We start from the raw sequence: 21491 nt of genomic DNA on the forward strand, positions 1-21491 counted from the left end.
GTGATGTCGATGCATCGGCCGTCTGGCTGCCCCGGCTGCGCGGAGCCCCTTGAGGAGGGTGACCGCTTCTGCGGCGTCTGCGGCTCCCCCGTCTGCGCCTTCCCCCCTCCCCTCCAGGAGGAGGACCCCACCCTCCCGATCCCCACGGCATCCGCCCGCGCGGCCGCCGCGCCCGGGCCGCCGCGCCCGGGCGCCGCGCGGGCCGCAGAGGCCGCCGGCGCGACCGGCGCTGCCGCGGGTGTGCCGGCTCCGGCCGGCCGCCCGGGAGCGGCCGTTGACGAGTATCCGCTGGCCGAGCCCGCCCCCGCACGGGCGGCGGACGGGGTCGCGGCCGGCGGCTGGTCCGCCCCGGCGCAGGCGGCCCCCCAGGCCGCGTACGGCGGCGGCGAGACGCGGCACGACCGGCCCGGCGGCGCCGCCCCGGGCGAGGCCGAAGCCCCGTACGGCGGCACGGCCGCGGCCCCGGGCCACGAGGCCCCGTACGGAGGTGCCGTCCCGGTCCAGGGGCACGAACCCCCGTACGGCAACGACCCGCAGGCGAGCGCCACCCCGCAGGGCGGCGGGGGCAAGACCTGCGTCGCCTGCCGGGCCGGGCGGGTCGACACCGACGGCTACTGCGAGCACTGCGGGCACGCCCAGCCCCGCGAGCGCGACCACCTCGAGGAGGAGCTCGGCAGCGTCGCCGCCGTCAGCGACCGCGGGCTGCGCCACCACCGCAACGAGGACTCCTTCGCCGTGGCGGCCACCGCCCTGGCCGACGGCTCCACCGCGACCGTGGCGATCGTCTGCGACGGCGTCTCCTCCGCCAGCCGCCCCGACGAGGCCTCCGCCGCCGCCGCGGCCGCCGCCAACGAGTCCCTGCTGGAGGCCCTGCCCCGCGGCACCCACCCCCAGGAGGCCATGCACGAGGCCATCCTGGCCGCCGCGGCCGCCGTGACCGCCCTGGCCCCGGAGGTTCCCGGCGCCCAGAACGCCCCGGCCTGCACCCTGGTCGGCGCCGTCGTCAGCGGCGGCCTGCTCACCATCGGCTGGGTCGGCGACAGCCGCGCGTACTGGGTCCCGGACGACCGCGAGGCGCTCGCGCGCCGACTGACCGAGGACGACTCCTGGGCGGCCCAGATGGTCGCCGCGGGCCTGATGGGCGAGGCCGAGGCCTACGCCGACGTCCGCGCCCACGCCATCACCGGCTGGCTCGGGGCCGATGCCTACGACCTGGAGCCGCACACCGCCACCTTCAAGCCGGACCACGCGGGCGTGGTGGTCGTCTGCACCGACGGCCTGTGGAACTACGCCGAGTCCGCGCCCGAGATGGCCCAGGTGCTGCCCGCGGACGCCGCCGTCCGGCCCCTGCACAGCGCGCAGGTCCTGGTGGGCCACGCCCTGGACGGCGGCGGGCACGACAACGTGACGGTGGCCGTGGTGCCGTTCGCCGCTCCGCCCGGCGGGGACGGCGAGCGGGCGCAGGACCGGGCGCAGCCGCAGACGGAAGCGGAACCGGAGAAGGAAGCGGAAGCGGAGACGGAAGCAGCAGCACGCCCCCGGGCCTGACCCGACACCCCGTCCGGTCCGTGCGGCCCCGCCCCCCGCCCCCGGACCGGGACCGCCCTGCACTGCCCTGCCATGCCCCTACCTCGCCCTAGGAGTCGCACCGATGGCGAACTTCGCCAAGCCGAGCGCCCCGCGCTTCACCGTGGAGGTGTACCAGAACGAGTTCCTCCCCGAGGGCGGGAGCGAGGTGCACGCCATCGTCACGGTCACCTCCACCGGCGGCGCCACCGCCACCCGCGCGGCAGCCTCCGGCGGCCCGGCCGCCGTCGTGATCATGGTGGACTGCTCCGGCTCCATGGAGCACCCGCCGGACAAGATGCGCGGCGCCCGCGAAGCCACCGCCGCCGCCATCGACACGCTGCGCGACGGCACCTCGTTCGCCGTCATCGCCGGCACCCACGTGGCCCGGGAGGTCTACCCGGGCCAGGGCCGCCTCGCCGTCGCGGATCCCGCCACCCGCGCCCAGGCGAAGCAGGCCCTGCAGGGCGTCACCGCGGGCGGCGGCACCGCCATCGGCACCTGGCTGCGCCTCGCCGACGGCCTGCTGCGCCAGTCCTCCGCCGCCATCCGGCACGGCATCCTGCTCACCGACGGCCGCAACGAGCACGAGGACCCGGCCGTCCTGCGCGCCACCCTCGACGCCTGCGCGGGCCGCTTCACCTGCGACGCCCGCGGCGTGGGCACCGACTGGGAGGTCAAGGAGGTCACCGGCATCGCGGACGCCCTGCTCGGCTCCGCCGACATCGTGGCCGATCCGGCGCACCTCACCGAGGACTTCACGCGCATGATGGAGAAGGCCATGGGCAAGGAGGTCGCGGACGTCGCCCTGCGCCTGTGGACCCCGGTCGGCGCGGAGGTCCGGTACGTCAAGCAGGTCGCACCCTCCGTCCTGGACCTCAGCGACCGCCGCACCGAGGCCGGCCCCCGCGCCGGGGACTACCCGACGGGCTCCTGGGGCGACGAGTCCCGCGACTACCACGTGTGCGTACGGGTGCCTTCGGCAGCGGTGGGGCAGGAGATGCTCGCCGCCCGGGCCACGCTCGTCCTGCCGGGGCCGCCCGGCGAGCCCCCGACGACCCTGGGCCAGGGGCTGGTCCGGGCGGTGTGGACGGCCGACCTGGCGGCGTCCACCGCCATCAACCCGCAGGTCGCGCACTACACCGGACAGGCGGAGCTCGCGCAGGCTATCCAACAGGGCCTGGAAGCGCGCAAACTGGGCGATGTCGACGGCGCCACGGCCAAGCTCGGCCGTGCCGTGCAGCTGGCGAGTGCCTCCGGGAACGCGGACACGGCCAAACTGCTCGCGAAGGTGGTGGATGTCGTCGACGCCGCGGCGGGTACTGTGCGGCTGAAGGCCAGGGTCGCGGACGCCGACGAGATGACCCTCGAAACGCGTTCGACCCAGACCGTCCGAGTGAAGAAGACCTGAGCAGACCTGCCGCGACGGCGACGCAGGCCGAAGGGGGAAGAGCCGCCATGCCGACCTGCCCGAACGGGCACCAGTCCGCCTCCGACGACTGGTGCGAGGTCTGCGGCCACCGCATGGGTGCCGCCGCGGCCGCGCCCGCCGCGAGCTCCTACGGCTACCCTCCCACCACCGGTGAGCCGACGGCCCAGGCCGAGCTCTGCCCGCAGTGCCGGACCCCGCGCGAGGCCATGGCCCCGTTCTGCGAGGAGTGCCGCTACAACTTCCTGACGCGCTCGGCGACCTCGTACGCCCCGGTCGGCCAGGAGGTGCGCGCGCCCGCGAACGGCCACGGGAGCGGTGCCGCGGCGCCGAGCGCGGCCGTGACCGCGACGGGCACCGGTGCGGGGACCGCGCCGCCCCCGCCCCCGCCCGTGGCGGCATCCGCGCCTTTCTCCCAGGACCACTTCGAGTACCAGGGCTCGCGCCCCTCCCGGGTGAACCGCCCGGCCGAGCCGCTGCAGAGCGACGACGACTGGCTGCTGCCGCCGCCGGTGCAGGAGCAGGCGCAGGAGCAGCAGGAACTGGAGTACCGGCAGGCGCCCGCCCCGCAGGAGTTCGCCCCGCAGCAGGACTACCGGCAGCCCCAACCCCAGCCGCACTCCCGGCCCGAACCGCAGCCGCAGCCCCAGCCGGAACCGGAGCCGCAGCCGCAGCCGCACCAGGCCTTCCCCTCGCAACACGGCACCTGGACGGCGACGATCGGCCCCGACCGCTCGTACTTCATGGCGATGATGCAGCGCAGCGGCCCCGAGGCGGCCGGGCTCAACCTGCCCGCGTACTCCCCCGAGCAGCACCTGCCGCTCTCCGGCGCGACGATCACCATCGGCCGCCGCCGCGCCTCGACGGGCGAGTCCCCGGACATCGACCTGTCGGTGCCGCCGGAGGACCCGGGCGTCTCCCACCAGCACGCCGTGCTCATCCAGCAGTCCGACTTCAGCTGGGCCGTCGTCGACCAGAACTCCACCAACGGCACCACCATCAACGGCGGCGAGGAGCCCATCCAGCCCTACGTGCCGGTCCCGCTCGCCGACGGCGACCGCGTCCACGTGGGCGCCTGGACCACGATCACCATCCGCCGCGGCTGACCGCCGCGGCGCGTGCCCGCGCCCCTGGGCGGCGGTCAGCCGCCGCCCCGCTGCTCCTCCTCCCCCAGCGGCCACACGTACGGCCCCTGGGGGTCGTCGAGCCACGACCACTGCCCCTCCGCGCTGACCGTCACGCCGAACCGCTCCCGGCCCGGCCGCCCCTCGCTCCGCCACAGGTCCAAGGCCTCCCGCGGGTGCAGGGCTCCCGCGGTCAGCAGCAGCATGAACTGGAACCGCTCGTTCTCCACCAGCTCGTACGGAAGCCCGTACTCCTGCCCGGGCCGGTCGGCGGACGACCCCGCGGCCCCGCGCAGCGGTACGAAGTACGCCGCGGTGTGCAGGAAGCGGCCCTCCGCGAAGGCGGCGTCGCGCACCCGGAGCGCGAGCAGGCCGGTCGACAGCGGGGCCAGGATCCGGGCACCCGGCCGGCACTGGCCGAGCCAGGCGAGCGGGATCCGCGGCAGGGTGCAGGTGGCCAGGATCCGGTCGAAGGGGGCGCGGGCGGGGCAGCCGCGCGCCCCGTCCCCGGTGACCACGGCGGGCCGGTAGCCGAGCCGGGCCAGGTGCGCCCGGGCGGACTCGGTGATCTCCTCGTCGAGGTCGACGGTGGTGACGTGCTCGTCGCCGAGGCGGTGGCAGAGCAGGGCGGCGTTGTAGCCGGTGCCGGCGCCGATCTCCAGCACGTCGTGCCCGTCGTGCACGTCCAGGGCGGTGAGCATCTTGGCCATCAGGGACGGCTGGCTGCTGGAGGAGACCAGCTCGCCGTCGCGCAGCCGGGTCGCGAGCGGGGCGTCGGAGTAGACCCCGCGCAGCCAGCGCGCGCGCCGGGCCGGGTCGGGGTCCTCGCCCCACAGCCGCTCGTACCCGGCGCCCCGGCCGGTGAAGAACCACGGGACGAACTCGTGCCGGGGCACCGCCGCGAACGCCTTCCGCCAGGCCGGGTCCTCCAGCACCCCGGCGGCGGTCAGCTCGCGCACCTGGGCGGCGTGCGCGGTCTCCCGCAGGTCGCGCCGCTCGACGTGCTCCGTGTGGTGTGCGCCCATGGCTCCACTGTCCTGCGCCCGACCGCCCGGGGCGAACGGTGGTCCTAAGACCTCCGTCCTCCGTCCGGGTGTCTGAGACGATGGTCGGGTGAATGAGATTCCGCGGGGCACGCTTCAGGAGCAGACCTTTTACGAGCAGGTCGGCGGCGAGGAGACCTTCCGCCGTCTGGTGCGGCGTTTCTACGAGGGGGTGGCGCAGGACCCGCTGCTGCGCCCGATGTACCCGGAGGAGGACCTCGGCCCGGCCGAGGAGCGGTTCGCACTCTTCCTCATGCAGTACTGGGGCGGCCCGAACACCTACAGCGAGAACCGCGGGCACCCGCGCCTGCGGATGCGGCACGCCCCGTTCCAGGTGGACGCCGCGGCGCACGACGCGTGGCTGGGCCACATGCGGGTCGCGGTGGACGAGCTGGGCCTGGCGCCGGAGCACGAGGCCCAGCTGTGGCGCTACCTGACGTACGCGGCAGCCTCGATGATCAACACCGCGGGGTAGCCCTCCCGTCGGGGCCTGCACGGCCGCCCCGGGCCGGCGCTCGTCCGGGGGAATCCGCCGTGCAAGGGCCCCTGCAAGCGGCCGCACGAGTCCCCTCGGACGGGCGGCCGGCCCGGGCCCGTACGGGGTACCGACCGGATGCCCCGCGGTACGCGGCTCCCCCTCCCGGGAACCTCTTCCGTCGCCCATGAACCGACGGGAACAGGAGGTTCCATGTCACAGGACACCGCAAGCGCCGCCGACCCGAGGACGGATGCGGACGCGGAGGCGCTGGACCGCGCCCTCGCCTCGGGCCGCTCCGCCGCCGAACCAGGCCGCGAGGAGAGTACGAGCGCATCCCAACCGGCCCGCGGGCCGGCGCCCGCCCATCCCGACGGCGGCACGGCCGTCCGCCGGCAGCCGGACTCGGAATAGGGGGGCGCGCCATGTCCCTGCGGTTCCAGAACAACTACCACCGCGAGATCTGGACGATGGTCGAGCGGTACCAGCCGAACTGCTCCGACGGCAGCAACTGGGTGAAGGAGGGCTGGTGGAAGATCGGCCCCGGCCAGAGCGCGGTCGTCTACGGCGGTGACGTCCGCGCCGTCAACCAGATCTGGTACTGCTACGCCTACTCCGGCGATGGTGTCGAGTGGCGGGACCGGTTTCGGGAGACGGTCCCGCACCGCGCCTTCGAATGGTGTGCGAACACCTCGGACTCCGACTCGCGGACGATCCTCATGAACGAGTTCGCCGTGAGCCGGCCGGACCACGTGCACTCGTTCAACCCGTAACACCCGCCGGAGCGGTGCTCGGGCCGCTACCGGACCGGCCGGACCTGGAGCGCGCCCAGGCCGGCGACGGCTCCGGGGCGGCGCAGGGCGATCGAGCCGTACGGGGTCCGCAGCCGCAGCCAGCCGCCGGAGGCGAGCAGTGCCACGGCCGCATCCGGGGCCCCTGCGGCGGGGCCCGCGGCGGCGGAGCCCGCGGCGGCGGAGCCCGCGGCGGCGGAGCCCGCGGCGGCGGACGCGGCCGCCTCCGCCGGGCCGGCGGGCACGGTGGCGCGGGCGGGCCGCAGGAAGCCGAGGGAGTGCGCGGCGTGCACGGCGCGCAGCGGCAGGTCGGTGTCGCCCAGGGTCCGGGACCAGATCTCGCGGCCGATGCGGTCCCGCTGGGAGCGGGTCCGGTGCTGCGGGGGCAGGGCCTCGTCGCGGGCCCGGAACTCGGCGACGGCACCGGCCACGGCGGCCCCGATCGCCGCGGGGCCGGGCAGCCCCGGAACCTGCTGCCAGCCGCCGCGCGGCGGGAGCACCCCGGCCCACGGCGGGCCGGTGACGGCAGCGGGCACGAGGGCGGCCGCGGCCTCCTCGTCCACGGATTCCAGCAGCTCGCCGGCGGACACGGTCACGTCCAGCGGCATCGCGGCCGGCTCGGCGAGCCGCACGGTGCGGATGGCCAGCACGTCGAAGGACGGCGGCCGCCCGAAGACGGCGAGCGCGCCGCCGCCCGCCTGGAGGCGGACCGCGGCGGCGCGGTCGTAGCGCACCAGCCGGCCCAGGAAGGCGGCGAGGTCCGCCGCCTCCCCGGGATCGGCGAAGTGCAACTGCAGGCTCATGCCGCGAGGCGTCCTTCGGAGCGCTTGGCGCCGGCGCCGGCACCGGTCCGCTGGGGCGCGGGCGCGTCGAGGTACTCCTCGAGGAAGTGCCGCTCCTCGTCGGTGATGCGGCGGGGCCGCCCCTCGGCGAGGTTGTACGGCACGACGACGGTCTCGGCGCGCACGTACACCGTCTCCGGCCGGTCCTCGGTCGCCTCGTCCTTGACCTCGTAGCGGATGGTCAGGGACGCGGCGCCGATCCGGGTCACCCAGGACTCGATGAGCACGGGCTCGTGGCGGTGCACGAGGGGCAGCTTGTAGTCGATCTCGTGGCGGGCCACGACGGAACCGCCCGTGAAGGACTCACTGCCCTCGCCCGGCGCGAGGCGGAACATGAAGTCGATCCGCGCCTCCTCCAGGTAGCGGAGGAAGACCACGTTGTTGACGTGCCCGAAGGCGTCCATGTCCGCCCAGCGCATGGGGCATCGGTACTGGTGTCTTGCCATGGTGGCTGCCTGCCTCAGCCCCGGGTGAGCTTCTTGTAGGTGGCGCGGTGCGGACGGGTGGCGTCCGGGCCGAGCCGCTCGACCTTGTTCTTCTCGTAGGACTCGAAGTTGCCCTCGAACCAGAACCACTTCGAGTCGCCCTCGTACGCCAGGATGTGCGTGGCGACCCGGTCGAGGAACCAGCGGTCGTGGGAGACGACCACGGCGCAGCCGGGGAAGTCCAGCAGCGCGTTCTCGAGGGAGGACAGGGTCTCGACGTCGAGGTCGTTGGTCGGCTCGTCGAGGAGCAGCAGGTTGCCGCCCTGCTTGAGGGTGAGCGCCAGGTTCAGGCGGTTGCGCTCACCGCCGGAGAGGACGCCGGCGGGCTTCTGCTGGTCCGGGCCCTTGAAGCCGAACGCGGAGACGTAGGCGCGGGAGGGCATCTCGACCTGGCCGACGTTGATGTAGTCCAGCTCGTCCGAGACGACCGCCCACAGGGTCTTCTTCGGGTCGATGTTGGCACGGCCCTGGTCGACGTAGGAGATCTTGACGGTCTCGCCGACCTTGATGTCGCCGGAGTCCGGGTTCTCCAGGCCCTGGATCATCTTGAACAGCGTGGTCTTGCCCGCACCGTTCGGACCGATGATGCCGACGATGCCGTTGCGCGGCAGCGTGAAGGACAGGTCGTCGATGAGGACCTTGTCGCCGAAGGCCTTCGAGAGGTTGTTGACCTCGACGACGATGGAGCCCAGGCGCGGGCCCGGCGGGATCTGGATCTCCTCGAAGTCCAGCTTCCGCATCTTCTCCGCCTCGGCGGCCATCTCCTCGTAGCGCGCGAGACGGGCCTTGGACTTGGCCTGGCGGCCCTTGGCGTTGGAGCGGACCCACTCCAGCTCTTCCTTGAGGCGCTTCTGGCGCTTCTCGTCCTTCTTGCCCTCGACCTTGAGGCGCTCGGCCTTCTTCTCCAGGTAGGTGGAGTAGTTGCCCTCGTAGGGGTGGGCGCGGCCGCGGTCGAGCTCGAGGATCCACTCGGCGACGTTGTCCAGGAAGTAGCGGTCGTGGGTGACGGCCACGACGCAGCCCTTGTACTGGGCCAGGTGCTGCTCGAGCCAGTTCACGGACTCGGCGTCGAGGTGGTTGGTGGGCTCGTCGAGGAGCAGCAGGTCGGGGGCCTCCAGCAGGAGCTTGCAGAGGGCGACGCGGCGCTTCTCACCACCGGAGAGGTTGACGACGGGCCAGTCGCCGGGCGGGCAGCCCAGGGCGTCCATGGCCTGCTCCAGCTGGGCGTCGAGGTCCCACGCGTTGGCGTGGTCCAGGTCGTCCTGGAGCTTGCCCATCTCCTCCATCAGCTCGTCCGTGTAGTTCGTGGCCATCTCCTCGGCGATGGCGTTGAACCGGTTGAGCTTGCCCTTGATCTCGGCGACGCCGTCCTCGACGTTCTCCAGGACCGTCTTGGACTCGTCGAGCTTGGGCTCCTGCATGAGGATGCCGACGCTGTAGCCGGGCGAGAGGAAGGCGTCGCCGTTGGACGGCTGCTCGATGCCCGCCATGATCTTCAGGACGGTGGACTTGCCGGCGCCGTTCGGGCCGACCACACCGATCTTCGCCCCGGGCAGGAAGTTCAGGAAGACGTCATCGAGGATCACCTTGTCGCCGTGCGCCTTGCGCGCCTTGCGCATGGTGTAGATGAACTCAGCCAAGAGAAACCGTCCGGCAGATCGATGGTGGGCAGATACACCCCATCTTGCCAGCCGTCCACCCTGCGACGGAAACCCGTATGGTCAGCGCCCTGATCTGCGGCGGGGCCGGGCCCGGCCGCGGGCGGGGCAGGATGTCCGTACATCCATGGCACGAGCACGGAGAAGGGGAGCTCTGTGGGAAACGCTCTGGTCGGACTGGCCACCGCGCTGGTCGGCGTCACCGGCACGCTCGTCGTGGCCGTCCTGTCGCACCGGTCCCTGGCCCGCGTCCAGACGGACCAGTTCGAGCGCCAGCGGCGGCTGGCGGAGGTCCAGTGGCTGCGGGAGCAGGAGAAGGCGGAGCTGGACCGCCGCCGGGACTGCTACATGAACGTCAACGCGGTCTTCCGCCGCTACCGGACGCAGCTGATGAACTTCCTGTGGCTGATACAAAAAAGGGAGGTGACCGCCGATGCCCGGGAGGCGCTCGAGGAGGCGCGGCGGGAGCACCACTCGGCCTTCGCCGAGGCGCAGATGATCGCCTCCGCCTCGGTGCTGGCCGAGCTCGACGGGATGAGCGGCGCCCTGTCCGACATGTACCGCCGGATCATGTGCCTGGACGAGGGCAGTCCGGAGCCGGACGGCTCGTTCGACGAGATACGCACGGGGGACTTCCACCACCTCTACCGGCGCTGGGACCGGATGCGCGCGGTGATGCGGACCGACCTCGGGGTCGGGGCGGCCGCCTCCGCCCCGGCCCCGGCGGCGGCCGTGAGCTGAGACCACGGCGCCGTCAGTCCCGGCGGTCCGGGCGGTACACCGTCAAGGCCGCGGGCATGGTGTCGAGGGTCAGGGAGGAGGGGGAGCGGGCGTACTCGCCGTCGTACGCGAAGGGGGTGTCGGGCGGGATCTCGGCGATCCGGAGAGTGCGCAGGCTGGTGGCCGTGTGCAGCGGGGAGCGCGAGAGGGGTCCGGTGAAGGCCGCGGCGAGGAGGCGGGGGCCGGGGCGGCCGCCGCCGTGGACGAGGCGGACGTCCAGCAGGGCCTCGCCGAGGCCCTCGCGGCGGCGCGGCGCCGGGCCGGTGCCGTGGTAGGTGCCGTTGCCCGCGAACAGCAGCCAGACGCTGCGCCGGCGCCCGGCCAGCCGCAGCCGCACCGGCCGCTCGGCCCGCAGCACCTTCCAGGCGGCGAGCAGCGCGGCCGGGCCGCTGCCGATCCGCGGGGACCAGTGCAGCCGGTGGCGCAGCAGCTCGGGGTACGCCCCGATGCTGAAGGTGTTCAGGAAGTACCCCGGCTCCGCCGGCCCGTCCTCGGACCCGGGGGTGAAGCGGCCGACGGCGACACGGACGGCACGGCCCTCGGCGACGGCGCGGCAGGTGTCCTCCGGGCCGGTCAGGCCGAGGTCGAGCGCGAAGTGGTTCATGGTGCCGCCGGGGAACACGGCGAGCGGCACCCCGGCCTTCATCGCGGCGCCGGCGGCCGCGTTGAGGGTGCCGTCGCCGCCCCACACCCCGAGGACGGCGGCCCGGGAGGCGGCGTCCGCCAGCGCCTCGGGCAGCTCCGTGCCGTCGCACTCGACCACCTCGGCCGCGGGCAGGGCGGCGCGCAGGACGTCGAGCCCGGCGGCGGCCGGGGTCCCCGAGGCGGCATTGACGACCACCACGAGCCCCTCGCCGTCGGGCAGGGCCGGGGCGTCGGCGGCGGCCGGCTCGTCCCGCGGGACGGCCCGGGCCTCCTCGATACGGGCGGCCAGCCGGCGCACGGCGAAGCCTGCGGCCACGCCCAGCGCGGCCCCCGCAGCCACGTCGGACGGGTAGTGCACGCCCGTGTACACGCGGGAGAACGCCACGGACGCGGCCACGGGGGCCAGCGCCGCGCCCCACAGCGGCGCGTGCAGCGCCAGCCCGGTGGTGAAGGCGAACGCGGAGGCCGAGTGTCCGGAGGGGAAGGAGGTGGTCAGCGGCTGGACGGCCAGCTGCCGCACGGCGGGCACCCCGTCGAGCAGCGGCCTCGGACGGCGCACGGACCACTTGCCGATGGTGTTGATCGTCGCCGAGGCCAGGGCCAGCGAGGCCGATGCGCGCAGCGCGGCCTTGCGGGCCTCGGGCGGGCCGAAGGCGGCGATGGCCGCCGCGGCCGCGCCCCAGAGCACCCCGTGGTTGGCGGCGCGGCTGAGCCGCGGCAGCACTCGGTCGCCGCCGGGCCAGTGCCGCCGGGCCACTGCGTCGAACAGGGCCCGGTCCCACCGCGCAGCGGTGCCCCACCAAGTCAGTTCTTGATCAGCCATTGTCCGCGCCTACCCCGGGACCGGGTCACGGAATCGGGCCGATCGAGCGCTGTCCCCCCGTACGCACCCCCTGCGCCTCGTCGTCTACGCCTCGTCGTCCTCCAGCGGCCGCTTGCGGACCAGCAGCACCACGAGCCCGCCCAGCACCACCAGTCCCACCGCCAGCGACGCGATCACGGGCGTGGCGGCCGAGCTGCCGCTCGTGGCGAGGCGTTCCTCGTCCGGGCTGGTGGGGGGCTCGGCCGCGGCGGAGGCGGCCGTCACCGCGCTCCCCCCGCCGCCCGTACCCGCCTCGGCCACCAGCGGCTGCGGCCACAGGGCCGTCGCCCGGGCCGCGGCCGCGGACTCGCTGGAGCCGGCCACGATCTGCGCCTGGGCGGGCAGGCCGCTGGTGAAGACCCGCCCGACCGGCACCTTCGTGGAGCCCTGGACGCTGATGGAGGCGGTCCCGTCCGGGGTGCCCGCCGGCACCTCGACGTACAGCCGGCTCCCGTTGGCCGCCGCGGTGACCGGTTGGCCCTCGGCATCGACGACCCGCACCCCCAGGGCCACGGCCGCCGCATCCGGCGTGACCGCCACGCTCTGCGCCCCGGTGCGCACGGTCACCGGCCCGATCCGGCTGCCCACCGGCCCGGAGACGCTCGCCGGATCCAGGTGGAGCGAGGCCGGCGGCTCCGGCAGGCGCCCGGCGGACCGCTGGAGGTAGTCGGCGAGCTTCTCCGCCGCCGGATCGGCGGCCTCCACCTGCACCCCGTCCGCCAGCCGCCAGATCGCCACCTGGGTCCCGGCCGCCGCGCTCTCCGCGGTGAGCGCCCCGGCCCCGGCCGCCTTGGCCAGCCCGACGAGATCGTTCAGCTGGGGGTAGGAGTGCTCCAGGACCCAGCGGATCCGGCCCGCCTCGGCGTTCCCGGCGAGCGGGCTGCCGCTCCAGCCGCTCTCCGTGTACCGGGCCTGGGGCTGCGCGTTGCCGGCCACCCCGACCCCGTAGGTCTGGAGCATCCCGCCGCCGTCGACCCGCATCTCGTACAGCCCGGCCGGGATCTGCCGGACCGACCCGTCGGGGGCGTGCAGGACGGCCTGCCCGAAGGTCTTGAGCCCGTCCAGTACGGCGGTCGCCCCCTCCGGTGCCCGGGCGGCCGGCGCGCCGGAGTCGGCGGCCGCCGTCGCCCCGGGCGCGGCCGCGAGGGCCGCGGCCAGGAGGGCCACCGCCAGCGGCCGCCGCGCGGAGCCCCGCCCCGCCGCGGCAGCGGCAGGCAGGGCGCGACCGGCAACGGCGACAGCAGCGGCGGCAGCCGCAGCAGCAGTGCGCGGAGCAGAAGCGGAATCAGAAGCGGAGGATGCGGGAACGCCAATCGACACAGTCTTCCCCTTCGGGCCAAAGACCCTGGTGCCCGTGAGTACCGGGGAATCCTAGCCGCCTCGAACACTCAGACCACCGCCGCCTTCTGAGTGACCATCAGCGACGGCTCCGCCTTGACCACGCGGCGGAACGCGGCCGTCCCCCGGTTGAGGTCGTGGCCGATGGCGGTGGCGTCGATCTCCGCCGAGAACCAGCGGTTCCCGTCGGCGTCGGGCGGGTCGTCCCGCACCCTCAGCCGCCCGTGCACCACCAACGGCTCGCCGACCGAAACGGAACCGGTCAGATTCACCGCGAGGGTGCGTCGGGCCCACACGGTGTAGAAGCTGGTGGCCCCATCCGTCCAAGCGTCCTTGCGTCGGTCAAAATACCGTGGTGTGACCGCGAAACGGAACCGTGCGGACGGCCCGTTGACGGTCTCTTTGTAGTCAATCTGCGTGGCCACATGGCCGATCAGCGTCACCAGCGTGTCGTTCACCGCGGCCGCCTCCCCCGCGTCGGTCCCCGCACGGACCCTCCGCGCGGCGTACGACCACAGTGGCCGACCGCCCCCGCACCCGGGCGCGGCCTGTGGATTACTGACGGGTTGTGGACAACTTCGCCACCGTCGCGTACTGCTCCCGCACCTCCCGGTAGCGCAGCAGCTCGGCCGCCACCGGCTCCAGCACCCGTGCCCGCCCGCACCCGGCCGCCGCCTGCCGCAGCCGCCGCTCGGCGTCCTGCCCGTACCGCCGCGCCGGTCCCCGCGCCGCGATCGAGCAGGCCCACTCCACCAGCGGCCCGCCGACGATGCCCGCCGCCATCAGCAGCACGGGCGGCAGCAGGTCCGGCTCGAGCACCCCGGCGATCTGCCCGACCAGCCACAGCCCGCCGTAGACCTGCAGCAGCGTCATCGCCGCCTGCGCCAGCACGGCCGCCGGCCACCACGCGGGCCGCGGCGGCTTGGCGCCCGGCACCGCGGCGGCCGCGCCGAGCGTCACCGCGACCTCGTCCAGCAGCCGGGGCAGCTGCTCGCCGCCGCGCACCGCGGTCTCCCGTACGGCCTGGGCCCAGGGGTCGGGCAGCCCGGCCACCGACGCATCGGCGACGGCCCGTACGGCCTGCTCCACCCGCTGCCGCGCCGTGACCTCCTCCTGCGCCGGACCCGCCCCGGAGGCGGTCCCGCCGCTGCCCGCCTCGAGGGCGGCCAGCGTGCGCGGGGAGCGCCGGCTCTCGTACCAGCGCCACAGCCGCAGCCACGGGGTGCCGCACGCCTTGCCGGCGTTGCGCCGCCAGGCCCGCTCGGCGGCGAGCCCGGCCGCATGCGCCCCGACCGCCTCCGCGAGCCGGTCCTCGAACTCGGCGCGCGCCTCCTCGCCGATCTCGGGCCCCGGGTGGCCGTCGGCCACGTACAGCGGGCGCATGCGGTCGGCGGCGCGGTCGACGTCGGCGGCGATCCGCCGGGTGGCGGCGCCGCGCTCCTGGGTGAACTGGCCGAGCAGTTCGCGCAGTTCCCCGACGCCCTCGCCGGTCAGCGCGGACAGCCCGAGGACGGTGGCGCCGGGCTCGTCGTGCTCGCCGAGCGCGATGCCGTCCTCGTCCAGCAGCCTGCGCAGGTCGTCCAGGACGAGGTCGGCGGCCTCCCCCGGCAGCCGGTCCACCTGGTTGAGCACCACGAACGTCACCTCGGCGTGTCCGGCGAGCGGGCGCAGGTACCGCTCGTGCAGCACCGCGTCGGCGTACTTCTCCGGGTCCACCACCCACACCACGGCGTCGACCAGCGCCAGGACGCGGTCCACGTGCTCGCGGTGGGCGCCCACCGCGGAGTCCAGGTCGGGCAGGTCCACCAGGACCAGCCCGCGCAGCGCGCCGGTCTCGGTGGTCTCGCGGGGGCGGCGCCGCAGCCGGCCGGGGATCTCGAGCCGGTCCAGCAGCCCGGCCGCGCCGTCGGACCAGCTGCACGCGATGGGCGCGGCGGTCGTCGGGCGGCGCAGCCCGGTCTCGGAGATCGGCACCCCCGCGAGTGCGTTGAACAGGGTGGACTTGCCGCTTCCGGTGGCTCCTGCGATCGCGACGACCGTGTGCTGCGCCGACAGCCCGCGCCGCGCCGCCGCCTCGTCCAGGACCCGACCGGCCTCGGCGAGGGTCTTGCCGTCGAGCCGGGTCCGGGAGAGCGCGACCAGCCGGCCCAGCGCCTCCAGCCGGCTGCGCAGGGCTCGGGCCTCGGGGCTGACGGGGGGCGCGGGCGTCCGGCCGCCGTCGCTGCCGGCGCCCGACAGGGCCCGCACCAGCGCATCGTCGTCGTCCCCGTCGTCGTCCGCCTCGCGGGCGCGGCGCGAGCGTGCGATCAGTCCGTCGTCCCAGCGGTCGTCGGTGCGGTCGGTCAGGAAGTTCACCGCGTCACCTCTCCTTCTGCAGTACGGACAGCGCGGCGATCAGCTCGGCCTGCGGCTCAGGGGTGACCTCGAGGGCCTCCAGCGGTGCCAGGCGCCGGTCACGTTCGGCGCGCAGCACCTGTTCGAGGTGGTCGGCGACGAGCTCGCCGCCGCGGTCGCGCAGCCGTACGGCGGCCTGTACGCCGATCCGCTCGGCGAGCCTCTCGCCCGCGGGGCGGGCCCGCCTGCCCCCGAGGAGCGCCGCGACGAGCAGGGCGGCGACCGCGTCGGCGTCGGGGGCGGGCTGCCGCTCGGACCAGGCGACCTCCTGCTCGGCGAGTTCCTCCAGGACGCGCCGCCAGCGGCGTACCGCCATGCCGATGCGTTCCGCCGCCTCCCGGTCCGGGACGGGCACGGGCACCGCCCCGGCGGCCGGCTCGCGCCGCCAGGCCTCGGCGATCCGCTCGTCGGCGGCGGCGACGGCGCACTGCAGGAGGGCTGCGAGGGATTCGGCGAGCGAGTCGAGCAGTTCGTCGGCGGTGGTGTCGAGGGGGTAGCCGCGCCACCGGGTCAGCGCGTCGCCGGCGAGTACGGCGCCCTGGTCGAGCCGGGCCCGCACCCGCTTGCCCTCCTGCTTGTACGCGTCCTCCACGGCCGTGGTGAGCCGTACGGCGGCGGCGTACTGGGCTGCGACGGCCGAGGCGAGCTCCGGCATCCGGCGCCCGAGGGAGTCCAGCGCGCCGAGCGCGGTGCGGCCGACGGCGTACTGCCGGGCGGCCGGGTCCTGGGCGTGGTGGGCGAGCCAGGCCCCGAGCGGGGCTACGGCGCTGGCCGGCAGCAGCCCGCCCCCGCCGGCCGATTCGGGCAGCTCGGGCACCGTGAAGCGCGGCACGTCGCCGAGCCCTGCGCGGGTCAGGAGCGCCCCGTACTGCCGGGAGACCTCGGCGAGCACCTGGTGCGGCACCCGGTCCAGGACGATGACGAGGGTGGCCTTGTACTGCTTGGCGGTGCGCAGCAGGTGCCAGGGGACGGCGTCGGCGTAGCGGGAGGCGGTGGTGACCATGACCCAGACGTCGGCGGCGCAGATCAGCTCGGCGGCGAGGGTGCGGTTCTCGACGACGAGGGAGTCGATGTCGGGGGCGTCGAGGAGGGCCAGGCCCCGGGGCAGCCCGGTGACGGTCTCGATCCGCAGCTCACGGGTGGGCGCGCCGTCCTCCCGCCCGGCGTCGTCCGCCCGGCCGGTGTCCGGATACGGATCGTCGTCGCCGGGCGGCGCCCACACCCGCAGCAGGTCGGGCAGGACCCGCATCCCGGCGAACCAGTGGTGGTCGTCGGGGTGGCACACGAGCACGGGGACGCGGGTGGTGGGCCGCAGGACTCCCGCTTCGCTCACCTGGCGGCCCACCAGGGAGTTGACGAGGGTGGACTTGCCGGCCCCGGTGGACCCGCCGACGACGGCGAGCAGCGGGGCCTCGGGCGCCTTCAACCGCGGTACGAGGTAGTCGTCGAGCTGCGCGAGCAGCTCGGCTCTGGTCTGGCGGGCGCGCGGGGCGCCGGGCAGGGGCAGCGGCAGACGCACGGACGCGACCCGGTCGCGCAGGGCGGACAGGGCATCGAGCAGCTGAGGCCGAACATCCAAGGTCACCACATGCGAAGAATGCCCAATTTAGGACCATTTTTGAAGCTTATACGCCCTCTGCGCGCCGACCGCGACTCGGAGGGACCTTCCGGTCAGAGCAGACGAGTGGGACGCAGGCATAACGAGTGCACAACACCCAGGGCGCCGCGGCGCAAAAGCGGTGCGAGAATCGCACCTGCCTGCGATTATCGGGACCGCTTCACCGAACCTCCACATCGTGGCACGCGGGTGAAGCAACCGGGACAAGGCAACCGGAGCCCTATCCTTGACCCGGCACGGACGACAGTCACACCCCCACCCCGGGGCTCCAGGCCACCACGGCCACCTTCCGGCCCCCGTAGCTCAGTGGATAGAGCAGGTGCCTTCTAAGCACTTGGCCGCAGGTTCGAGTCCTGCCGGGGGCGCTTTCACCACCCCAGTCGAAGCCCTCCCCCGGGAGGGCTTCCGTGTATGCGCGCGCGTTCCCGGGGCGGGACGTTTTATCTGTTTTTCATCTGCTTTCACCGGTGAACCCCGCCTCGGCGCGGAGAAGGGATTTATCGGGTTTTCCCTGGGGGGTCAGCGGAAGGTCCGCGCGCCAGAACACGGCCGTCGGGCGGTGCGCCGGGGAGAGGGTTTCCTCCACCAGGGCGCAGGCCTCGGCCGCGGTCGCCGGAGCCGGGGCGCGGCCCGGGGCCGGGACCAGGAAGGCGCAGACCTCCTCGCCCGTCGTGGCGCTCGGGCGGCCCACCACCGCTGCCCGGGCGATCGCGGGATGCCGGGTCAGGGCCGCCTCCACCGGCAGGCAGTAGACGTTGTCCCCGTCGACCAGCACCGCGTCCGCCAGCCGGTCGTCGAGGTGGAGGTAGCCGTCCGCGTCGAGGTGCCCCAGGTCGCCGGTGCGCAGCCAGCCGTCCCGGATCGCGGCCGCGGTGAGGTCGGGGCGGCCCCAGTAGCCGGTCATCATGGCCGCCGAGCGCGTCCAGACCTCGCCCGTGCTCCCGGCCGGCAGCGGCCGGCCGGCCGGATCGCGGACCTCCACCTCGACCCCGGGCGCCGGCCGTCCGACCGAGGCGAGCAGCCCCGGCCGGCCGGCGACGGCGGCCTCGTGGTCGCCGGCGGTGAGGCGGCAGATCACCGCCGACTCGTTCATGCCGTAGCCCTGCTGCCAGCGGCCGCCCCAGCGGGTCACGGCCTCGCGCAGCCGCTCCGGCAGGATGGGGGCGGCCCCGTACGAGACCACCCCCAGGCCGGGGATCCCGCCGGCCGTGGCGGGATCGTCGAGCAGGCGGTAGACCATGCCGGGCATCAGGTACGTCGCCACGGGCCCGAGCCGCCGGCAGACGGCCGCGAACTCCCGCGGCTCGAAGGCGCCCAGGACCTCCGTACGGCCCCCGGACCGCAGCTGCTCCAGGCAGCGGCCGCCCGCGCGCTGGGCCAGCGAGGTGACGGACACGTACGTCGGGGGCGGGGGGAGCTCACGGCCCCGGCGCCCTTCCGGTGCCTCGCGGCCCGCACGGCCGTCCGTGCGGGCCGCCAGGGCGCGGAAGGTGGAGGCCACCCCCTTGGGCGTGCCGGTCGTGCCGCTGGTGTACGCGACCCGGGCGATGTCGTCCTCCCGCGCGGCCACCGGCAGCGGCTCCGCCGGCCGGCGGGCGGCCGCCGCCAGCAGCTCGTCCAGGCCCAGCCGGGCCGCCCAGGGCGTCTGCGGCACCGCGATGTCGTGCACCACCAGGCGGGGCCGGCAGTCGCGCAGGATGAAGTCCAGCCCGTACGTGGAGCGGTCGGTGACGACCTGGGTCAGCCGCGCGCCCAGCAGATGGGCGGCCAGCCGCACCTGCACCACCTCCGGCCGGTTCCCGCCGAAGACGCAGGCGAGTCCGGCGCCCCGGCCGACGCCGCGGTCGGACAGCTCGCCGGCCAGCCGGTACACCAGCTCCAGCAGCCCGGAATGGTCCAGAAGCCGGCCCCCGCCGCCGAGCGCGGGGCGGCCCGCGTACCGCTCCAGCGCGCCGACCAGGCCGGTGACGTACCGTGCTGCCGCCATGCCCTGCTCCCGTCCTCTCCTGCGGGTGGAGACGGCCGCCGACCGTACGGCCGGGCTTTCGCCGCGCCGGGCCGGCCGGCATCGTCGCCGGGCGCCGCCGCCGTGCGCCGTTGACGCCCCGGGGCCCCGTCGGCGCAGCATGGACGGCATGACGGATGCCTCCCGCGCCCGCTCCTTCAGTGCGGCCGCCGCGCGCTACGCCGACCACCGTCCCTCCTACCCGCCCGCGCTCCTCGACGCACTGGAGGAGCTCTCCGGAATCCCGCCGGCCGGCGCGCGCGTCGCGGACGTCGGCGCCGGGACGGGTATCGCCACCGCCCTGCTGCAGTCGCGGGGGGCCCGGGTGGTGGCGGTCGAGCCGGGGGCGGGCATGGCCGCCGAGCTGCGGCGCCGCCACCCGCGGATTCCGCTCGTACGGGGGGACGGGGACAGGCTGCCGTTCGCGGCCGGATCGCTCGATCTGCTGACGTACGCGCAGTCCTGGCACTGGACCGACCCGTCCCGCTCGGTGCCCGAGGCGCTGCGCGTCCTGCGCCCGGGCGGGGCGCTGGCAGTCTTCTCGAACGACCCGGACGTCGGCGTGGAGTGGATCGCCGCCCAGCGGGCGCGGATCGAGGAACGCTTCGGCCCCGGCTTCTACATCAACGAGCGGGCCCGCTCCCAGGGCGGCGTGGAGTTCACCCGGCGCCTGCTGCGCTGGTCGCGGCGGGTGCCGGTGGACTTCCACCTGGCCAAGCTGTCCACCCATTCGCTCTTCCTGATCGGCAGGCCGGGCACGGACGACTTCCTGGCGGAGGAGCGCGAACGGCTCCGGGCGCTGTTTCCGGACGGCCTGCTCGTGGAGCACTACGTGGTCGACCTGAGCGTGGCCGTACGCCCGCCCCTGCGCCCCTCCCCCGGGGCCCCGGCCGCATTGCCTGGCGAGTAATCGATCTCCGAAGCCCCCGCTGCCATCGTGGTCCCACCGCCGGGGGGCGCGCACTCGCCCCCCGGCGGGACGGCTGGTGGCCGGGGCCGGTGGGGGAGCGGTTACCGCGCGGCGGACCGGACTGCCGGGCGGTCGCCCGGCTCGGCGGCCGGGACGGCCTCGGATGAGACGCCGAAGGCCTTGACCGCCTGGTAGTAGGTCCAGGCGGTGCTGTCGCAGGAGGTCTTCTTCGCACCGGAGTACGCCGAGCACACCCGCCTCAGGTCTGCGTAGAGGGCGTCGTCGAGGCGGCTCTTGTGGGCCGGGAAGGTGCCGGCGGCCTTGTAGTTGCGGTAGCCGAAGTCGTGGCGGGCGCAGGAGGTCCGGAACGGGAACCCGAAGGGGTTGTCGGGCGAGGAGGAGCAGTGGTCCGTCGACCAGTCGAACCCGTACGCCGCCCACTTGGCCTGGTTGCCGCGGGCGGCGACCCAGGCGCCGTAGCTGGAGGCGCTGGTCTGCGTCCAGGTGCTCAGCACCCGCGGCTTGTCGGCCGGGACGGCGGACGCGGGAGCCGCGAACACGAGCACGCCGGCCGCGGCCGCGGACGCGAGGACGGGTGCGAGACGACGGCGCATGGCATTCCTCCAGGACGGGGGCGGGTGGGGAGCCCGCGGGGGGAGCGCGGGGACCGGCCGCCCCGGCCAACTGCCGGTGCGGCGACGGGATCGGACTCGGAGGAGCGCATACCGCCGATCCCCACGACGCCTATAACGGGGCGCGCGGGCGGCGGTGTCGGGAGCTTGGGGCGCGGATGCGGCGGATGCGGCGGGCGCCCACGGATGCGGCGGCTGCCGTGGACCGGGCCGCCGCGGGGCGCGGCCGTAGACGGGGCAGTCCTCTGGTACGACTCGACGTCAGACTTCAGACAGACTTCAGGTTCGTCCTGGGGAGGGACGCACGATCGGTGCCCGCGCCCCGAGACTGATCACATGAAGCGCCGTCCCCTCGTCATCGCCGCCGCCGGCGTGGGCGTCCTCGCCACCGCTGCATTCGCCCTCCCCAACCTCCCGCCCAACCCCGTGACCGACTCGATCAACGACCAGGTGTTCCACGAGAAGACCAGGCGGTACGCGACCGCTGCGGACGCGCCCACGCGCGGCGCGCAGGCGTTCAGGCTGCCGTCCTGGGTGCCCAAGGACGCCACGGACATACGCATACGGGCGCGCAGCACCGGTGAGGCCCGGCTGATCCGCTTCACGCTCGGCTCGACCCCGCTGGACGGTCCGCAGTGCACCGCCGGCACGCCGAACCGGCTGCGGGGGCGCGAGTTGAGCGCGACCTGGTGGCCGCGCGGCACCCGGTCCGAGGAGCGGCCCGAGTGCCGCGACGCCCGCCAGTACCAGGTGGCCGTGCGCGGCAAGCGCGTCTACGCCTGGACCGACGGGACCCCGTCGCCCGGGGCGCAGCAGGGCCGGGCCCGCTAGGCCGTCTCTTCCGGATCCTGCCTGACCCGCGCCGCCCGGCACCGGACGACGCGGGCTTGACCG

Annotated in this window: 20 protein-coding genes and 1 tRNA gene; 10 read left to right on the forward strand and 11 right to left on the reverse strand. The window is 75.0% G+C overall.

What is annotated here, in order from left to right; translation table 11 throughout:
- Positions 1–3: 3 nt before the first annotated feature.
- The 3 genes from AB0953_RS14760 (at position 4) to AB0953_RS14770 (ending at position 4101) form a co-directional block, all read left to right on the forward strand.
- On the forward strand, positions 4–1548 hold the full coding sequence (locus AB0953_RS14760; protein ID WP_366859831.1) for a PP2C family serine/threonine-protein phosphatase: 1545 nt from the start codon (positions 4–6) through the stop codon (positions 1546–1548).
- A 103-nt stretch (positions 1549–1651) separates the two neighbouring features.
- A complete protein-coding gene (locus AB0953_RS14765) occupies positions 1652–2977 on the forward strand; it encodes a VWA domain-containing protein (RefSeq protein WP_366859832.1) in 1326 nt (441 codons plus the stop codon).
- Between the two features lie 47 nt (positions 2978–3024).
- Complete coding sequence (locus AB0953_RS14770; RefSeq protein ID WP_366859833.1) at positions 3025–4101, forward strand: FHA domain-containing protein; 1077 nt, start codon at positions 3025–3027, stop codon at positions 4099–4101.
- A gap of 35 nt (positions 4102–4136) precedes the next feature.
- On the opposite strand, the gene AB0953_RS14775 is transcribed toward AB0953_RS14770, so the two are convergent.
- Entirely contained in the window at positions 4137–5144 is a 1008-nt protein-coding gene (locus tag AB0953_RS14775) for a methyltransferase domain-containing protein (protein ID WP_366859834.1), read from the reverse strand.
- Between the two features lie 88 nt (positions 5145–5232).
- On the opposite strand from AB0953_RS14775, the gene AB0953_RS14780 reads away from it, so the two are divergent.
- From AB0953_RS14780 to AB0953_RS14790, 3 genes are all read left to right on the forward strand, one after another.
- Complete coding sequence (locus AB0953_RS14780; protein WP_361914927.1) at positions 5233–5637, forward strand: globin; 405 nt, start codon at positions 5233–5235, stop codon at positions 5635–5637.
- A 213-nt stretch (positions 5638–5850) separates the two neighbouring features.
- Positions 5851–6051, forward strand: coding sequence for a hypothetical protein (locus tag AB0953_RS14785; RefSeq protein ID WP_366859835.1), 201 nt, complete (start codon positions 5851–5853; stop codon positions 6049–6051).
- A gap of 11 nt (positions 6052–6062) precedes the next feature.
- Positions 6063–6410 carry a DUF1036 domain-containing protein gene (locus AB0953_RS14790; protein WP_366859836.1) on the forward strand — a complete coding sequence of 116 codons (348 nt, stop codon included), beginning with the start codon at positions 6063–6065 and terminating at the stop codon, positions 6408–6410.
- A gap of 26 nt (positions 6411–6436) precedes the next feature.
- Here AB0953_RS14790 and AB0953_RS14795 read toward each other — a convergent pair whose 3' ends face one another.
- Genes AB0953_RS14795 through ettA form a run of 3 tightly spaced genes read right to left on the reverse strand, consistent with a single transcriptional unit; the run spans position 6437 to position 9395 of the window.
- A complete protein-coding gene (locus AB0953_RS14795) occupies positions 6437–7231 on the reverse strand; it encodes a hypothetical protein (protein ID WP_366859837.1) in 795 nt (264 codons plus the stop codon).
- Positions 7228–7716, reverse strand: a complete 489-nt coding sequence (locus AB0953_RS14800; protein ID WP_366859838.1) for a thioesterase family protein — start codon at positions 7714–7716, stop codon at positions 7228–7230. Before AB0953_RS14800 ends, AB0953_RS14795 begins: the two co-directional genes overlap by 4 nt.
- 14 nt (positions 7717–7730) lie before the next feature.
- Positions 7731–9395 (reverse strand): energy-dependent translational throttle protein EttA, encoded by a 1665-nt coding sequence (ettA, locus tag AB0953_RS14805; RefSeq protein WP_366859840.1) that lies wholly within the window; start codon positions 9393–9395, stop codon positions 7731–7733.
- A gap of 174 nt (positions 9396–9569) precedes the next feature.
- Here ettA and AB0953_RS14810 point away from each other — a divergent pair, with 174 nt between their 5' ends.
- Positions 9570–10154, forward strand: coding sequence for a hypothetical protein (locus tag AB0953_RS14810; protein WP_366859841.1), 585 nt, complete (start codon positions 9570–9572; stop codon positions 10152–10154).
- Between the two features lie 13 nt (positions 10155–10167).
- Here the strand turns inward: AB0953_RS14810 and AB0953_RS14815 are convergent, their stop codons facing one another.
- The 5 genes from AB0953_RS14815 to AB0953_RS14835 form a co-directional block, all read right to left on the reverse strand.
- On the reverse strand, positions 10168–11661 hold the full coding sequence (locus tag AB0953_RS14815) for a phosphatase PAP2 family protein (protein ID WP_366859842.1): 1494 nt from the start codon (positions 11659–11661) through the stop codon (positions 10168–10170).
- 84 nt (positions 11662–11745) lie between these two features.
- The gene (locus AB0953_RS14820; protein ID WP_366859843.1) at positions 11746–12867 is read right to left on the reverse strand and encodes a thioester domain-containing protein; all 1122 of its coding nucleotides are present in this window, start codon (positions 12865–12867) and stop codon (positions 11746–11748) included.
- 221 nt (positions 12868–13088) lie between these two features.
- Positions 13089–13496, reverse strand: coding sequence for a single-stranded DNA-binding protein (locus AB0953_RS14825; protein ID WP_366859844.1), 408 nt, complete (start codon positions 13494–13496; stop codon positions 13089–13091).
- Positions 13497–13593: 97 nt separating this feature from the next.
- A complete protein-coding gene (locus AB0953_RS14830) occupies positions 13594–15393 on the reverse strand; it encodes a GTPase (protein WP_366859845.1) in 1800 nt (599 codons plus the stop codon).
- Positions 15394–15397: 4 nt separating this feature from the next.
- On the reverse strand, positions 15398–17011 hold the full coding sequence (locus AB0953_RS14835) for a dynamin family protein (RefSeq protein ID WP_366859846.1): 1614 nt from the start codon (positions 17009–17011) through the stop codon (positions 15398–15400).
- 331 nt (positions 17012–17342) lie between these two features.
- Between AB0953_RS14835 and AB0953_RS14840 the strand changes: the two genes are divergently transcribed.
- Positions 17343–17415: transfer RNA gene (locus tag AB0953_RS14840), tRNA-Arg, on the forward strand.
- Between the two features lie 86 nt (positions 17416–17501).
- On the opposite strand, the gene AB0953_RS14845 is transcribed toward AB0953_RS14840, so the two are convergent.
- Positions 17502–19037, reverse strand: a complete 1536-nt coding sequence (locus AB0953_RS14845; protein ID WP_366859847.1) for an AMP-binding protein — start codon at positions 19035–19037, stop codon at positions 17502–17504.
- A gap of 148 nt (positions 19038–19185) precedes the next feature.
- Between AB0953_RS14845 and AB0953_RS14850 the strand changes: the two genes are divergently transcribed.
- On the forward strand, positions 19186–19965 hold the full coding sequence (locus AB0953_RS14850) for a class I SAM-dependent methyltransferase (RefSeq protein WP_366859848.1): 780 nt from the start codon (positions 19186–19188) through the stop codon (positions 19963–19965).
- 101 nt (positions 19966–20066) lie between these two features.
- Here the strand turns inward: AB0953_RS14850 and AB0953_RS14855 are convergent, their stop codons facing one another.
- Positions 20067–20579 (reverse strand): phospholipase, encoded by a 513-nt coding sequence (locus tag AB0953_RS14855; protein ID WP_366859849.1) that lies wholly within the window; start codon positions 20577–20579, stop codon positions 20067–20069.
- A gap of 354 nt (positions 20580–20933) precedes the next feature.
- Between AB0953_RS14855 and AB0953_RS14860 the strand changes: the two genes are divergently transcribed.
- A complete protein-coding gene (locus AB0953_RS14860; protein ID WP_366859850.1) occupies positions 20934–21428 on the forward strand; it encodes a hypothetical protein in 495 nt (164 codons plus the stop codon).
- Positions 21429–21491 lie beyond the last annotated feature (63 nt).

The sequence above is a fragment of the Streptomyces sp. NPDC046866 genome, from assembly GCF_040704625.1.
GTDB lineage: Bacteria > Actinomycetota > Actinomycetes > Streptomycetales > Streptomycetaceae > Streptomyces.